This window comes from Streptomyces sp. A18 (genome assembly GCF_059026065.1).
This window is the reverse complement of sequence record NZ_JBWLKL010000001.1, coordinates 362154-376113: the sequence shown is the minus strand read 5'-3', so window position 1 is coordinate 376113 and position 13960 is coordinate 362154. Positions and strand designations below refer to the sequence as shown.

Below are 13960 nucleotides of genomic sequence, written 5' to 3'. Positions count from 1 at the left end.
GACCGGGCGGTCCCGCCCAAGGCGCCGAATCCGCTGCTCTTCGTCCTGGCGGTGCTCCTTCCGCCCCGCTTCACCCCGCAGAGCGTGCGATACGACCGGCGCTACCGGACGCTCGACAAGTACCGCTTCATCGTGGGCTTCCTGTCGCTGCCGCTCGCGTTCTACGCCCTGTTCGTCATCTCGCCGTTCATCCAGGCGATCTACTACTCGTTCACCGACTGGTCCGGCGGGCCGGTGGCGAACTTCATCGGCTTCGACAACTTCACGAAGATGTGGAACGACGAGCGCTTCTGGGAATCCCTGGAAGTCAGCGTCACCCTGGCGATCGTCGCCCCGGTGCTCACGCTCGTGCTCGGCATGTTCTTCGCCTACATGATCACGTCGGGTGGTCGGCACCGTAAGGGCAAGGCCATCGCGGGAGTCGCGGGCTCGTCGTTCTACAAGGTCGTCTATTTCTTCCCGCAGGTCCTGTCCGTCGCGATCATCGCCGTCGTCTGGGGCCGCGTCTTCAACACCAACAGCGGTCTGATCAACGGCGGGCTCGACAAGGTGGGTTTCGACGGACCCGCCTGGCTGGGCGGCGACCGCTCGCTGGCCCTCATCGCGGTGATGATCGTGCTCTCCTGGAGCTTCGTCGGCTTCTACGTGGTGCTGTTCTCCGCCGCGATGGGCGCGATCCCCAAGGACATCTACGAGGCCGCGCTGCTCGACGGCGCAGGCCGGGGGCGGACCTTCTTCAACGTCACGCTTCCGCTGATCTGGGACACCGTGCGGACCGGCTGGATCTACATGGGGATCCAGGCACTCGACTCGTTCGCGATCGTTCTGGTCATGGTGCCCGAGCACGTCCTGAAGGTCACTCCGGTCTTCCTCTACGAACGGTTCCGTGACGGTCAATACGGCTATGCCACCTCCATCGGCGTCGTCCTCCTCGTCCTCAGCATGGCGTTCTCGCTGATCGTCATGAGGATCGGGAATCGCGACCGGATCGAATACTGAGACCGCGGGAGCCTCTGCATCATGACCACGACCACCGCGCCCCGCACCGACAAGGCCGACGCACCCCGCCGTGAGACCGATTCCGCGGGCGGCGCGACCCTGAACGTCTTCTCGCACGCCTTCCTCGTCCTGTGGGTGATCCTCGCGGCGGGCCCCCTCGTCTGGGTCGCCCTCACCGCGTTCCGTCCCTCGGTCGAGATCCTCAGCGATCCGATGGGCTGGCCGACCTCCTTCCACTGGGAGAACTTCACCAACGCGTGGACCGACGCGAGCATCGGGCAGTACGCCATCAACTCGCTGATCATCCTGGCGGGTTCGCTGACCGGCACCATGCTGCTCGGTTCGATGGCCGCGTATGTGATCGCCCGCTTCACCTTCCCGGGCAACCGGCTGATCTTCATGCTCTTCGCGGGCGGAATGATGTTCCCGGTCATCCTCGCCCTCGTCCCGCTCTTCGCGGTCATGGAGAACTTCGGCCTCCTGGACACCCGGCCGGGCCTGATGATCGCGTACATCGCCTACTCGCTGCCCTTCACCACCTTCTTCCTGACGTCCTTCTTCCGTACGCTGCCGACCGGCGTCCAGGAGGCGGCGATGGTCGACGGGGCCTCGCACACGCGGACGTTCTTCCAGATCATGCTGCCGATGGCCAAGCCGGGCCTGGTCAGCATCGGCATCTTCAACTTCCTCGGCCAGTGGAACCAGTACCTGCTTCCGCTGCTGCTCAACAACGAGGAGGAGAGCAGTTATGTGCTGCCGCAGGGGCTCGCCTCGCTGGCGGTCTCGCAGGGGTACCGGGGCGACTGGGGAGCGCTCTTCGCGGGCCTGACGATCGCGATGCTTCCGGTGCTCGTCGTGTACGCCGTGTTCCAGCGTCAGGTGCAGGCGGGGCTTACCGCGGGGGCTCTCAAGTGACCCTGACCGCAGGTGATTTCAGCTTGGCCACGAAAGTGGTCTAGGCCTGTCGCGCCAATTCCGGCCGTGAGTAATGTCGGCCCCACGGCGCCGCGGGGGGAACCTTTTGCCCGCGTTCAAGTCGACACCGATGTCGAAGGGTTGAACAGCATGAGGAATCGAGTAATCGCCACCGGTGCGGCAACGCTCGCGATGGCACTGGGACTTACCGCGTGCGGCGGTGACAGCGACAGCGGGGACGGCAAGACGATCAAGATCGTCGCCGCCGACTACGGCGACAAGGCCTCCAACGCCTCCAAGATCTACTGGAACGGCGTGAAGAAGGACTTCGAGGCGGCCAACAAGGGCTACAAGGTCGACGTCCAGGTCATCAACTGGAACGAGATCGACAAGCAGGTCAAGAACATGATCCAGGCGGGCGACCAGCCCGACCTCCTGCAGACCGGCGGCTATGCCGACAAGGTCGCGGACGACCTGCTCTACAAGGCCGACGAGGTCCTCTCGCCCAAGACGCGGGAGAACCTCATCCCCACCTTCGCCAAGGCCGGCGAGGTGGACGGCACGCAGTACGGCATCCCGTGGGTCTCATCCAGCCGCGTGATGTTCTACAACAAGGAAGTCCTCGAGAAGGCGGGCGTGAAGACGCCGCCCAAGACGTGGGACGAACTCGCCGCCGCCGCAAAGAAGATCAAGTCCTCCAAGGCGGCCGAGACCCCGTATGCCCTCCCGCTCGGCCCCGAGGAGACCCAGGGCGAGACGATGATGTGGGAGCTGGGCAACGGCGGTGGCTACACCGACGAGAGCGGCAAGTACACGCTCGACAGCGCGCAGAACGTCGAGACCTTCGAGTGGCTGCAGAAGAACCTGGTCAAGCCCGGCCTGACGTACTCCAACCCGGCCTCCACCGACCGCAAGACGGCCTTCGCGGACTTCGCGGCCGGCAAGGTCGGCATGCTCAACGGTCACCCGAGCCTGATCCAGATGTCCAAGGACGGCAAGGTCGACTACGGCGTCGTGCCGATCCCCGGCAAGGAGGCCCCGCTGGAGTCCACGCTCGGCGTCGCCGACTGGATGATGGCGTTCAAGGACGGCGGCGCGGAGAAGGAAGGCGTCAAGAAGTTCCTGGACTTCACGTACTCCAAGAAGATGCTGGAGTTCGACGAGATGTACAACCTGATGCCCGTCACCCAGGACACGCTCAAGGAGATGCAGACCAACGGCAAGCACAAGGACCTGGAGCCGTTCTTCGAGGTCCTGCCGAACGCCAAGTTCTACCCCCTGGGCGACACCTCCTGGGACATCATCTCCGCGGAGATGAAGAAGACCGGTGGCAAGGCCGCGAGCGACGACCCGAAGTCGGTCCTCGGTGACCTGCAGAAGAAGGCGGAAGCGGAAGCCGCCAAGAGCAAGTAGAGATCAGGCAGCTCCTCTTCGTCCCGTACATCTCGTACGTCCCGTTCGCTAGGAGACCTTGTGTCACTGAAGGCCCCTCCGCCCCCGGCCGACACCGGCCGGGGACGGAGCGGGCGCGCACCCAGGCCGGTGAGCCGTCGCAGCGGCATCGCCCGGCTCGGCCCGCTGCCCTGGATAGCGCCCGTCATCCTGCTCATCCTCGCCGTGGTCGTCTGGCCGATCGTCGAGCTGATCCGTACCTCGTTCCTCAACATCTCCATCGCCGGCATCGTGCGCGGCAGCGCGGGGACCGACAAGTACAAGAAGCTCTTCGAGGAGACCGACTTCGGGGCGGTCCTGATCTGGACGGTCGTGTGGACCGTCGTCGTCGTGTCCGTGACGATGCTGCTCTCGCTGGCCCTCGCCCAGCTGTTCAACCAGAAGTTCCCCGGCCGCACCGTCACCCGCTGGGCGCTCATCGCGCCCTGGGCGGCATCCGTCCTGATGACCGCCATCGGCTTCAAGTGGATGCTCAACCAGACCGCGGGCGTGCTCAACACGCTGATGCTGGACCTCGGCCTCATCGACAACTCCAAGGACTGGCTGGGCAAACCGGAGACGGCCTGGCCGTGGATGATGGCGGTCGCGATCTTCGTGTCGCTGCCCTTCACCACGTACACGCTGCTCGCCGGTCTGCAGACCATTCCGGGCGAGGTCTACGAGGCGTCGCGGATCGACGGGGCGAGCCCATGGCAGACGTACCGGCACATCACGGTGCCGATGCTGCGGCCCGCGTTCCTCGTCGGTGTGGTCATCAACCTCATCAACGTCTTCAACTCCTTCCCGATCATCTGGGCCATGACGCAGGGCGGTCCCGGCTATGACACCTCCACGACCATGGTGTTCATGTACAAGCTGAAGGAGACCGACATCGGCGAATCCGCCGCCATGTCCGTGGTCAACTTCGCGATGGTCGTCGTGCTCGTGCTGATCTTCCTGAAGGTCAGCCGGTGGAACGAGGAGGACTGATGGCCACCGCGACGGCGCCCCGCGCGGGGTCCCCGAAGGGCTCCGCCCCAAAGCCCAAGCGCACGTTCCGGCCGCGCACGCTGGTCATCACGGTGGTCGCCTGGGCGCTCGCGGCGATCTTCCTGGCTCCGTACCTGGAGATGGTGATCACCGCGCTGCGTCCCAAGGACGAGCTGCGCGACCGGACCTACCTGCCGCAGAACCTGGAGTGGTCGAACTTCATCGAGGTGTGGAGGGAGTCCGAGCTCGGCCAGAACCTCCAGGTGACCCTCCTCGTCGCGGGCGGGGCCACGCTCCTGGTGCTCCTGGTCTCGCTGCCCGCCGCGTACTACACGGCGCGCATGCGCTACCGGGGACGCAAGATCTTCCTGCTCCTCGTCCTGGTCACCCAGATGTTCCAGCCCACCGCCCTGCTGGTCGGTCTCTACCGCGAGTTCCACCAGCTGGACATGCTCAACTCGGTCTGGACGCTGATCATCACGAACGCGGCGTTCAACCTGGCGTTCGCGGTGTGGATCCTGACGGCCTACATCAGCTCGATCCCGCCGGAGCTCGAAGAGGCCGCCATGGTGGACGGCACCAGCCGGTTCGGCGCCATGGTGAAGGTGACGCTGCCGCTCGCGCTGCCGGGTGTGGTCACCGCGGTGATCTTCACTTTCATCACCTCGTGGAACGAGTTCGTGATGGGCCTCACGCTCACCACCGAACCCGACAAGCAGCCGCTGACCGTCGGCATCAACAACTTCATCGGCGCCTACACCGTGGAGTGGAACTACCTCTTCGCGGCCTCCGTGGTGGCGATCGTGCCGGTCATCGTGCTGTTCGCCTTCATCGAGCGGCACGTGGTCTCGGGTCTCACCGCGGGATCGGTCAAGTAACGGATCGGCCCGCACAGGCCGGGTCTGGGTGGTTTGGGGTGCATCCTCGCCGCTTGGGCCCGGCCTGTCCCGCTGTTCAGGAGCGGATATTTACGTCAAGGACTTGACTGCGCCAACCCGTTCAGCAGAGCTTGGAGTTCACAACTTGTACGGGCGGCGACGGTGCTGCCCCGTATTCACGGCATACGGAAAAAGGGTGGCTGAGTCAATGGAGACTCCGGGGTCGCAGTCGTCGCTGCACCGGGCCAATCTCGAGCGGGTCGTACGTGCCGTACGGCTCGCCGGATCGCTCACTCAGGCGGAGATCGCCAGGACGACGGGTCTGTCCGCGGCCACGGTCTCCAACATCGTCCGGGAGCTCAAGGACGGCGGAACGGTCGAGGTCACGCCCACCTCGGCAGGCGGCCGCAGGGCCCGCAGCGTCTCGCTCAGTGGCGACGCGGGCATCGTCATCGGCGTGGACTTCGGCCATACGCACCTGCGCGTGGCCATCGGCAACCTCGCCCACCAGGTGCTCGCCGAGGAGGCCGAGCCGCTGGACGTGGACGCGTCGGCCGCGCAGGGCTTCGACCGGGCCGAGCAACTGGTCAGCAGGCTGATCGCGGCCACCGGCGTGGACCCCGCGAAGATCGCGGGCGTCGGCCTCGGCGTGCCGGGACCCATCGACGTGGAATCCGGGACGCTCGGCTCGACCTCGATCCTGCCGGGCTGGACCGGCACCAAGCCCGCCGAGGAGCTGGGGGGCCGCCTGGGCGTCCCCGTGCACGTCGACAACGACGCCAACCTCGGTGCGCTCGGCGAGCTGGTCTGGGGGAGCGGCCGCGGGGTCAAGGACCTCGCGTACATCAAGGTCGCGAGCGGTGTCGGCGCCGGTCTCGTGATCAGCGGGCGGATCTACCGCGGTCCCGGCGGCACCGCCGGCGAGATCGGGCACATCACCCTGGACGAGTCGGGCCCCGTCTGCCGCTGCGGCAACCGCGGCTGCCTGGAGACCTTCACCGCGGCCCGCTATGTGCTGCCCCTGCTCCAGTCGAGCCACGGCACCGAGCTGACCATGGAGCGCGTGGTCGGCCTCGCGCGCGACGGCGACCCCGGCTGCCGCCGGGTGATCGCGGACGTCGGCCGGCACATCGGCAGCGGCGTGGCGAACCTCTGCAACCTCCTCAACCCCAGCCGGGTCGTCCTCGGCGGTGACCTCGCGGAGGCCGGTGAGCTGGTTCTGGGGCCCATCAGGGAGTCCGTGGGGCGCTACGCCATCCCCAGCGCGGCCCGCCAGCTGTCCGTCCTTCCAGGGGCGCTCGGCGGCCGTGCCGAGGTGCTCGGGGCGCTGGCTCTCGCGCTCAGCGAAATGGGCGATTCGACCCTTTTGGATGGCTCGTTGTCCGCGACGGCACCTGCCTTCACTTAGATAACGCATGGCACCGTTGTCATCTCGTTAAGGATTTACTCCTTGACGCTGGTGTGGCGGCCGAGTTGACTTCGAGCCACCTCGGCCGCAACGACGCGGCCACGTCAGGGAGGTTCCCGAATGAACACGCGTATGCGTCGTGCCGCCGTTGCCGTTGCCGCCACCACCATGGCCATCACCCTTGCCGCTTGTGGCAGCGCCAAGGAGTCCGGCGGTGACAAGGATGAAGAGGGCTCGGGCTCGAAGAAGGGCGACGCGCTGAACATAGGACTGCTCCTGCCGGAGAACCAGACCGCGCGTTACGAGAAGTTCGACAAGCCGCTGATCGAGAAGCACGTCAAGGAGCTGACGAACGGCAAGGGCAAGATCACCTACGCCAACGCCAAGCAGGACGCTTCCGTACAGAACCAGCAGGCCGACACCATGATCACCAACAAGGTGGACGTGCTGATCGTGGACGCGGTGGACTCCAAGGCCATCGCGGGTTCGGTCAAGAAGGCCAAGGACGCGGGCATCCCGGTCGTGGCGTACGACCGCCTCGCCGAAGGCCCCATCGACGCGTACACCTCGTTCGACAACGAAGAGGTCGGCCGCGTCCAGGGCAAGGCCCTCCTCGAGGCACTCGGCGACAAGGCCGACGGCGGCACGATCGTGATGATGAACGGCGCGATCACCGACCCGAACGCCAAGCTCTTCAAGAAGGGCGCCGAGTCCGAGCTCAAGGGCAAGGTCAAGATCGGCAAGTCGTACGACACCAAGGAGTGGAAGCCGGAGAACGCCAACGCCAACATGGAGGGCGCGATCTCCTCCATCGGCAAGGACAAGATCGACGGCGTCTACTCCGCGAACGACGGCATGGCGGGCGGCATCATCACCGCCCTCAAGGCCGCGGGCCTGAGCAAGCTTCCGCCGGTCACCGGCCAGGACGCCGAACTCGCCGGTGTGCAGCGCATCGTCGCGGGCGAGCAGTTCATGAGCGTCTACAAGTCCTACCCGCAGGAAGCCGAGATCGCCGCGAAGATGGCCGTCGCGCTCGGCAAGGGCGAGAAGCTCGACTCGATCGCCAAGACGACCGTCGACAGCCCCTCCGCCAAGGACGTGCCCACCGTGCTCGTGCCGGTCGTCTCGCTGACCGACAAGAACATCAAGGAGACCGTCATCAAGGACGGGATCTACGCGGTCGACGAGATCTGCACGGCCAAGTACAAGGCCGACTGCGGCAAGGTCGGCCTGAAGTAAGTCCCTTCGGTTCCCCGGGACTTCAGCACCATTGAGGCCTGTCCGGCGCCCCGCTCCAACAGCCCCGCAGCTATGGCGGGGCGCCGGACAGAAAAACGCGCTCTGGTCGCACCGCCGCCGGCTCTCGTTCCTCTGGCTTCTGGTTCTTCTCGTTCTCTTCTGTTCAACCTCCCGCCGGTCAGGCGGCGAAGGAGATGGTTCACGTGTCCGCTACGCCCGTGTTGGCGTTGCGCGGGGTCTCCAAGCGATTCGGTGCCGTCCAGGCGCTCACCGACGTAGAGCTTGAGGTCCACGCCGGTGAGGTGGTCGCCCTGGTCGGCGACAACGGCGCAGGAAAGTCCACGCTGGTCAAAACGATCGCCGGCGTGCATCCCATCGATGACGGTGTCATCGAGTGGGAGGGAAAGTCCGTATCGATCAACAAGCCCCATGACGCCCAGAATCTCGGCATCGCGACCGTCTACCAGGACCTCGCGCTGTGCGACAACATCGACGTCGTCGGCAATCTCTACCTCGGACGTGAGCTGCGCAGGCGCGGCGTGCTCAACGAGGTCGAGATGGAGCGCCGCGCCCGTGAGCTGCTGACCACGCTCTCGATCCGCATCCCCAGCGTCCGCATCCCGATCGCCTCGCTCTCCGGCGGCCAGCGGCAGACGGTGGCGATCGCCCGCTCCATGCTCGGCGAGCCCAAGCTCGTCATCCTCGACGAGCCCACCGCCGCACTCGGCGTCGAGCAGACCGCCCAGGTCCTCGACCTGGTGGAGCGGCTGCGCGAGCGTGGCCACGCGGTCATCCTCATCAGCCACAACATGGCGGACGTCAAGGCCGTCGCGGACAAGGTGGCGGTGCTCCGGCTCGGCCGGAACAACGGCGTCTTCGACGTGAAGGCCACCTCGCAGGAAGAGATCATCTCCGCCATCACGGGCGCCACGGACAATGCCGTGACCCGTCGCGCGGCGCGCAATGGGGAGGCCCAGAAGTGAGCATCGACAAGACCTCCACGCCCGGCGACGCACCCGTCGACGCCCCGGCCGCCGCGGCCGACGCCGTCACCGCCGTCGACCCCCGCCTGCTCGTGCGCGAACAGGGCTTCGCCGGATACATCACCGAGTTCAAGCGGAAGATGCGCGCCGGTGACCTGGGCTCCATCCCGGTCGTCGTGGGCCTCATCATCATCTGGGCGATCTTCGCCTCGATGAACTCGCGCTTCATGACCGCGGAGAACATCAGCAACATCTCCGTCGCCATGGTCGGCACCGGCATGATCGCGGTCGGCATCGTCTTCGTGCTGCTGCTCGGCGAGATCGACCTGTCGGTCGGCTCGGTCAGCGGTGTCGCGGGCGCGGTCGCCGCCGTCCTCGCCGTCACGCACGGGGCGCCCGAGTGGGTCGCGCTGATCGTCGCCGTACTCTCCGGCACCGTGATCGGCACCATCCACGGCTTCTTCTTCGCGCGCATCGGCGCCCCGGCATTCGCCGTCACCCTGGCGGGCCTGCTGTTCTGGCAGGGCTTCATGCTCCAGATCCTGGGCGACAACGGCACGATCAACCTCGACTCCGAAGGCCTGATCGCCAAGCTGACCTCGTACTACTTCACGGACGTCGCCGCGGCCTACGGCCTGGCGATCGTCGCGGTCGCCGCGTTCTTCCTCTCCGCCTTCCTGGACAGCCGCCGCCGCGACGCGGCCGGTGTCCCGTCCAGGCCGTTGAGCGAGATCATCGTGCGCACCGTGGTCCTCGCCGTGGTGGCCTTCGCCGCCGCGATCATGTTCAACCAGTACAAGGGCCTGCCCCTTGCCCTGGTGATCTTCCTGGTGGTCCTGGTCGGCACCGACTTCGTCCTGCGCCGCACGACCTACGGCCGCAAGGTCTTCGCCCTCGGCGGCAGCGTCGAGGCGTCCCGCCGCGCAGGCATCAACGTCACCCTGATCCGTACTTCGGTCTACGCGATCGCCGGTACGTTCGCGGCGGCGGGCGGCCTCTTCATGGCCTCCAAGATCGCCGCGGCCAACCAGGGCGCCGGCACCGGTGACCTCCTGATGAACGCCATCGCGGCGGCCGTCATCGGCGGCACCAGCCTCTTCGGTGGCCGGGGCCGCACCTGGAACGCCCTCCTGGGTGTCATGGTCATCACCTCGATCCAGTACGGCCTGGCGCTCGAAGGCATCGCGACGCCGGTCCAGTACATGATCACCGGTGGCGTACTGCTCGCCACGGTCGTGATCGACTCCATCACCCGCAAGACCCAGAAGACGGCAGGCCGCGCCTGACCTGCCAGAACCCCAGAGCAGGGCTGCCCGGCACCGCAAAGACGCGGTGCCGGGCAGCCCTCTGTGTACCCCGGGGTACCGCCGATCGCGTGACGCGGAACTCACGGCCCGGACGCCGTCGTCAACGACGGAACATTAGACTCAACAGGCCCGGCAACAATCCGGTCAACGCTCGAACAGCTCTACTGCAAGGAGGCACGGGTGCCGCTGCTGACCCGCATCAGGGGACCGCGCGATCTGGACCGGCTCAGCCCGGAGGAGCTGAACCAGCTGGCCGGCGAGATCCGCGCCTTCCTCGTCGACGCAGTCTCCAAGACAGGCGGCCACCTCGGCCCCAACCTCGGCGTGGTCGAGCTCACCATCGCCATGCACCGCGTCTTCGACTCGCCGCAGGACAAGGTGCTCTTCGACACCGGCCACCAGAGCTACGTGCACAAACTGCTCACCGGCCGCCAGGACTTCGCCAAGCTGCGCACCAAGGGCGGCCTCTCCGGCTACCCCGCGCGCGCCGAGTCCGAGCACGACGTGATCGAGAACTCGCACGCGTCGACGGTCCTCGGCTGGGCCGACGGCCTCGCCAAGGCCAACGAGGTGCGGGGCAAGGACGACCACGTCGTCGCCGTCATCGGTGACGGCGCGCTCACCGGCGGCATGGCCTGGGAGGCGCTGAACAACATCGCCGCCGCCAAGGACCGCCCCCTGGTGATCGTCGTCAACGACAACGAACGTTCGTACGCCCCGACCATCGGCGGTCTCGCGAACCACCTGGCGACCCTGCGCACCACGGACGGCTACGAGCGCTTCCTGGCCCGCGGCAAGGACCTCCTGGAGCGCACCCCGGTCGTCGGCAAGCCCCTCTACGAGACGCTGCACGGCGCGAAGAAGGGCCTGAAGGACTTCATCGCCCCGCAGGGCATGTTCGAGGACCTCGGCCTGAAGTACGTAGGCCCGATCGACGGCCACGACATCGAGGCCCTGGAGTCCGCACTCGCGCGCGCCAAGGGCTTCGGCGGTCCCGTGATCGTGCACTGCATCACGGAGAAGGGCCGCGGCTACAAGCCCGCCCTGGAGGACGAGGCCGACCACTTCCACGCGGTCGGCGTCATCCACCCCGACACGGGCCTGCCCATCGCCGCGTCCGGCATGGACTGGACCTCCGTGTTCGGCGAGGAGATGGTCAAGCTCGGCCGTGAGCGCGAGGACATCGTCGCGATCACCGCCGCCATGCTGCAGCCGGTGGGCCTGAAGAAGTTCGCCGAGGAGTTCCCGGACCGGGTCTACGACGTGGGCATCGCCGAGCAGCACGGCGCGGTGAGCGCCGCGGGCCTGGCCACCGGCGGCCTGCACCCCGTCTTCGCCGTGTACGCGACCTTCCTCAACCGCGCCTTCGACCAGCTCCTGATGGACGTGGCCCTGCACAAGTGCGGCGTCACCTTCGTCCTGGACCGCGCGGGCGTCACCGGCACGGACGGCGCCTCGCACAACGGCATGTGGGACATGTCGATCCTGCAGTGCGTGCCGACCCTGCGGATCGCCGCCCCGCGCGATGCCGACCAGGTCCGCCTCCAGCTGCGCGAGGCCGTCGAGGTCGACGACGCCCCGACCGTGGTGCGCTACTCCAAGGGCGCGGTCGGCCCGGCGGTCAAGGCCGTCGGCAAGGTCGGCGGCATGGACGTCCTGCGCAAGGCGGGCACGAGCCGCCCCGACGTCCTGCTGGTCTCCGTGGGCGCGCTCGCGCCCATGTGCCTGGAGATCGCCGACCTCCTGAACAAGCAGGGCATCACGACGACGGTCGTCGACCCCCGCTGGGTCAAGCCCGTCGACGAGGCGCTCGCCCCGCTCGCCGAGCAGCACCGCGTGGTCGTCACCGTCGAGGACAACTCCCGTGCGGGTGGCGTCGGTTCGGCGATCGCCCAGGCCCTGCGCGACGCGGGCGTGGACGTGCCGCTGCGCGACTTCGGCATCCCGCCGCGCTTCCTCGACCACGCGTCGCGCAAGGAGATCCTGGCCGAGATCGGCCTGACCGCCCCGGACATCGCCCGCCAGGTGACCGGCCTGGTGGCGAAGCTGGACGGCCGGTTCGAGCGCACCGCGGCCGTGGACTCCGTCGAGGCGGGAGAGCCCGCGCGCGACTGATCGGGTCAACCCGCACCGCCGATGGGCCGGTTCCAGCACCCTGTACGGGTGGTGGAACCGGCCCATTCGCGTGAATAGGCTCGCGCCGGGGCCTACGGGGTACTCGCCCTCTCGATCATGTCGGGGACGACAAGCGTGGAGGTAGGTCCGTGGCAAGCAGCCTTTTCAGAACGAAGAGCATCGAGCAGTCCATCAAGGACACCGAGGAGCCGGAGCGCGCGCTCAAGAAGTCGCTGTCCGCCCTCGATCTCACGGTCTTCGGCGTCGGCGTCGTCATCGGCACCGGCATCTTCGTGCTGACCGGCGCGGTGGCCAAGGAGACCGCGGGGCCCGCCACCGCGATCGCGTTCGCCGTCGCCGGCGTCGTCTGCGCCCTCGCGGCGCTCTGCTACGCGGAGTTCGCCTCCACCGTGCCGGTGGCCGGATCGGCGTACACCTTCTCGTACGCCTCGCTGGGCGAGCTGCCCGCCTGGACCATCGGCTGGGACCTGGTCCTGGAATTCGCCCTCGGCACGGCGGTGGTCGCCGTCGGCTGGTCCGGCTACGTCCGCTCGCTGATGGACAACGCGGGCTGGCAGCTGCCCGAAGCGCTCAGCGGGCCCGATGCCGCCGAGGGCTTCAGCTTCGACATCCTCGCCACCGCGCTGGTGCTCGTCCTGACGGTCGTCCTGGTCCTCGGGATGAAGCTCTCCGCCCGCGTCACCACGGTCATCGTCGCCATCAAGGTGGCCGTCGTCCTGATCGTCATCATCGCGGGCGCCTTCTTCATCGACACCGACAACTACAAGCCCTTCATCCCCAAGGCGGAGGAAGTGGCTGCGGGCAACAGCATCGATTCCCCGCTCATCCAGCTGATGTTCGGCTACGCGCCCACCAACTTCGGCGTGCTCGGCATCTTCACGGCCGCCTCCATCGTCTTCTTCGCCTTCATCGGCTTCGACATCGTGGCCACCGCCGCCGAAGAGACCAAGCTGCCCCAGCGGGACATGCCGCGCGGCATCCTCGGCTCGCTCCTCATCTGCACGGTCCTGTACGTCGCCGTGTCGATCGTCGTCACGGGCATGCAGCACTACAGCGAACTGTCCGTGGACGCCCCGCTCGCCGACGCCTTCAAGGCCACCGGGCATCCCTTCTACGGCGGCGTGATCAGCTTCGGCGCCGCCGTCGGCCTCACCACCGTCTGCATGATCCTGCTCCTCGGCCAGACCCGCGTCTTCTTCGCGATGAGCCGCGACGGACTGCTGCCCCGGTTCTTCTCGCACGTCCACCCGAAGTACCGCACGCCGCACCGGCCGACCATCCTGCTCGGTGTCCTCATCGCGATCCTCGCGGGCTTCACCAGCCTCGACGAACTCGCCGAGCTGGTGAACATCGGCACGCTCTTCGCCTTCGTCGTGGTCGCCCTGAGCGTCATCATCCTGCGCCGCACGCGCCCGGACCTGCCCCGCGCCTTCCGCACCCCGCTGGTGCCGCTCGTGCCCATCCTCTCGGTGGCGGCCTCGGTGTGGCTGATGCTGAACCTGCCGGCCGAGACCTGGCTGCGGTTCGCCGTCTGGATGGCTCTCGGTTTCGTCGTCTACTTCGTCTACGGGCGCTCGCACAGCCTGCTCGGCCGACAGGGGAAGCAGCCCCAGGGTGGTGACGCCCAGTAGCCGAGACGGTCACTTTCAGCCCGATCGACCGGCCCCGTATGTC

Annotated in this window: 11 protein-coding genes; all 11 read left to right on the top strand. The window is 67.2% G+C overall.

Annotated features, from left to right (window positions below; translation table 11 throughout):
* Window positions 1-84: 84 nt before the first annotated feature.
* Window positions 85-999: a carbohydrate ABC transporter permease gene (locus AC5P1C_RS01710; RefSeq protein ID WP_493864023.1), complete on the top strand. Its 915-nt coding sequence runs from the start codon at window positions 85-87 to the stop codon at window positions 997-999.
* Between the two features lie 21 nt (window positions 1000-1020).
* Window positions 1021-1914, top strand: coding sequence for a carbohydrate ABC transporter permease (locus AC5P1C_RS01705; protein ID WP_493863824.1), 894 nt, complete (start codon window positions 1021-1023; stop codon window positions 1912-1914).
* A gap of 150 nt (window positions 1915-2064) precedes the next feature.
* A complete protein-coding gene (locus tag AC5P1C_RS01700; protein ID WP_493863823.1) occupies window positions 2065-3327 on the top strand; it encodes an ABC transporter substrate-binding protein in 1263 nt (420 codons plus the stop codon).
* 129 nt (window positions 3328-3456) lie between these two features.
* Window positions 3457-4335, top strand: coding sequence for a carbohydrate ABC transporter permease (locus AC5P1C_RS01695; RefSeq protein WP_493863822.1), 879 nt, complete (start codon window positions 3457-3459; stop codon window positions 4333-4335).
* Window positions 4335-5213: a carbohydrate ABC transporter permease gene (locus AC5P1C_RS01690; protein WP_493863821.1), complete on the top strand. Its 879-nt coding sequence runs from the start codon at window positions 4335-4337 to the stop codon at window positions 5211-5213. Before AC5P1C_RS01695 ends, AC5P1C_RS01690 begins: the two co-directional genes overlap by 1 nt.
* Before the next feature lie 208 nt (window positions 5214-5421).
* Complete coding sequence (locus tag AC5P1C_RS01685; protein WP_493864022.1) at window positions 5422-6621, top strand: ROK family transcriptional regulator; 1200 nt, start codon at window positions 5422-5424, stop codon at window positions 6619-6621.
* Between the two features lie 120 nt (window positions 6622-6741).
* Complete coding sequence (locus AC5P1C_RS01680) at window positions 6742-7860, top strand: ABC transporter substrate-binding protein (protein ID WP_493863820.1); 1119 nt, start codon at window positions 6742-6744, stop codon at window positions 7858-7860.
* Between the two features lie 194 nt (window positions 7861-8054).
* Window positions 8055-8843 carry an ATP-binding cassette domain-containing protein gene (locus tag AC5P1C_RS01675; protein WP_493863819.1) on the top strand — a complete coding sequence of 263 codons (789 nt, stop codon included), beginning with the start codon at window positions 8055-8057 and terminating at the stop codon, window positions 8841-8843.
* Window positions 8840-10129 carry a sugar ABC transporter permease gene (locus AC5P1C_RS01670; RefSeq protein ID WP_493863818.1) on the top strand — a complete coding sequence of 430 codons (1290 nt, stop codon included), beginning with the start codon at window positions 8840-8842 and terminating at the stop codon, window positions 10127-10129. Before AC5P1C_RS01675 ends, AC5P1C_RS01670 begins: the two co-directional genes overlap by 4 nt.
* A 201-nt stretch (window positions 10130-10330) precedes the next feature.
* Window positions 10331-12265 carry a 1-deoxy-D-xylulose-5-phosphate synthase gene (dxs, locus tag AC5P1C_RS01665; RefSeq protein WP_493863817.1) on the top strand — a complete coding sequence of 645 codons (1935 nt, stop codon included), beginning with the start codon at window positions 10331-10333 and terminating at the stop codon, window positions 12263-12265.
* A 149-nt stretch (window positions 12266-12414) separates the two neighbouring features.
* Window positions 12415-13917 carry an amino acid permease gene (locus tag AC5P1C_RS01660; protein WP_493863816.1) on the top strand — a complete coding sequence of 501 codons (1503 nt, stop codon included), beginning with the start codon at window positions 12415-12417 and terminating at the stop codon, window positions 13915-13917.
* Window positions 13918-13960 lie beyond the last annotated feature (43 nt).

What these genes read in the sequence shown, in the direction of transcription:
- AC5P1C_RS01705 (WP_493863824.1), top strand. Translation starts at nt 1,021, where the DNA reads ATGACCACGACCACCGCGCCCCGCACCGACAAGGCCGACGCACCCCGC.
- AC5P1C_RS01700 (WP_493863823.1), top strand. Translation starts at nt 2,065, where the DNA reads ATGAGGAATCGAGTAATCGCCACCGGTGCGGCAACGCTCGCGATGGCA.
- AC5P1C_RS01690 (WP_493863821.1), top strand. Translation starts at nt 4,335, where the DNA reads ATGGCCACCGCGACGGCGCCCCGCGCGGGGTCCCCGAAGGGCTCCGCC.
- AC5P1C_RS01685 (WP_493864022.1), top strand. Translation starts at nt 5,422, where the DNA reads ATGGAGACTCCGGGGTCGCAGTCGTCGCTGCACCGGGCCAATCTCGAG.
- AC5P1C_RS01680 (WP_493863820.1), top strand. Translation starts at nt 6,742, where the DNA reads ATGAACACGCGTATGCGTCGTGCCGCCGTTGCCGTTGCCGCCACCACC.
- AC5P1C_RS01675 (WP_493863819.1), top strand. Translation starts at nt 8,055, where the DNA reads ATGGTTCACGTGTCCGCTACGCCCGTGTTGGCGTTGCGCGGGGTCTCC.